Origin of the sequence: Thalassospira sp. UBA1131 (assembly GCF_002311515.1) — a bacterium.
Taxonomy (GTDB): Bacteria; Pseudomonadota; Alphaproteobacteria; order Rhodospirillales; family Thalassospiraceae; genus Thalassospira.
Genome location: NZ_DCAO01000071.1, coordinates 6,849 through 8,042, shown reverse-complemented (window position 1 = coordinate 8,042; position 1,194 = coordinate 6,849). Strand labels below are relative to the sequence as shown.

The 1,194-nt window shown below is 56.8% G+C and carries 2 protein-coding genes; one reads left to right on the top strand and one right to left on the bottom strand.

Annotation, left to right across the window (positions count from 1 at the left end; all coding sequences use genetic code 11):
- The coding region (locus B3Z49_RS11530; protein ID WP_296990976.1) for an amidohydrolase family protein at positions 1 to 437 on the bottom strand (437 nt) is incomplete at its 3' end.
- Between the two features lie 230 nt (positions 438 to 667).
- Between B3Z49_RS11530 and hslV the strand changes: the two genes are divergently transcribed.
- A partial coding sequence (gene hslV / locus B3Z49_RS11525; RefSeq protein ID WP_296990932.1) for an ATP-dependent protease subunit HslV occupies positions 668 to 1,194 on the top strand: 527 nt, incomplete at its 3' end.

The window sequence follows — 1,194 nt, the reverse complement described above, 5'->3', positions numbered from 1 at the left end:
GTGGCCGGAACGCAGGATGACAGATTGACCCGCACATCCATCACGGTCTGTTCCGCGCAATCCAGGAAGTATTTGATCCCCTCAGACCCCAGCACATTGGCGATTTCATGCGGGTCACACAGGACTGTGGTGACGCCATGGGGCAGCACACAACGATCAAACTCGAGCGGGGTAACGAGCGAGCTTTCAATATGCAGGTGGGTATCGATAAAGCCCGGCACGGCGAACTTGCCGGTGCAATCAATCTCGGTCTCGCCAGCATAGCTGTCATGGGTGCCGACAATCCGGTCGCCGACAATGGCGATATCGGTTTCGGTGACCTTGCCGGTGATGACGTCAAGCAAGCCGATATTGCGCAGAACCAGATCGGCCTTGATTTTGCCCTGACCGGCAAGAATGCATTTGCCAAGATGGGTTTGGGTAAGATCGCTGCTCATGGGCTCTGGTCCTGTCTTCTTGAAATTCTTTTACCATCCCCAAGGGTAAAGCATGTCGGGGGGGTATGCCTTGAATTTTTTGGGTATCTCAGCGTTGAAACTGTGTTTTGGTCGACATGAAGGTCGTGCGGTCAGCGGAAGCGGTGGTTGCGGGTGGCTTCTGCCCTTGACCGGGGCGTCTGCCGTGCTAACTCTTGGGCGAAGCAATCGATGAGATTCAAGGATAATTCATGAGCGAACAACAAAGCTGGCATGGCACGACAATTCTGTCCGTGCGCAAGGGCAATGAAGTCGTGGTGGCCGGTGATGGCCAGGTCTCGCTTGGTCCGACGGTGATCAAGGGCAATGCCCGCAAGGTGCGCCGGATCGGCCAGAAGGGCGAGATCATGGTGGGCTTTGCCGGGGCAACGGCGGATGCCTTTACCCTGCTGGAACGGCTTGAAGCCAAGCTTGATCGTCATCCGGGCCAGACGATGCGCGCCTGTGTAGAGTTGGCCAAGGACTGGCGGACAGATCGTTACCTTCGCAAGCTCGAAGCCATGATGGCGGTGGCCGACAAGGACGTGTCACTGGTTCTGACTGGCCAGGGCGATGTTCTTGAACCCGAAGATGGCATCATTGCCATTGGTTCGGGTGGCAACTATGCGCTTGCTGCGGCACGCGCCCTGCTTGATCAGGACCTGAGTGCCGAGGAAATTGCCCGCAAGGCCATGGCGATTGCCGGTGAGATTTGCGTCTACACCAATGGCAATGTCTT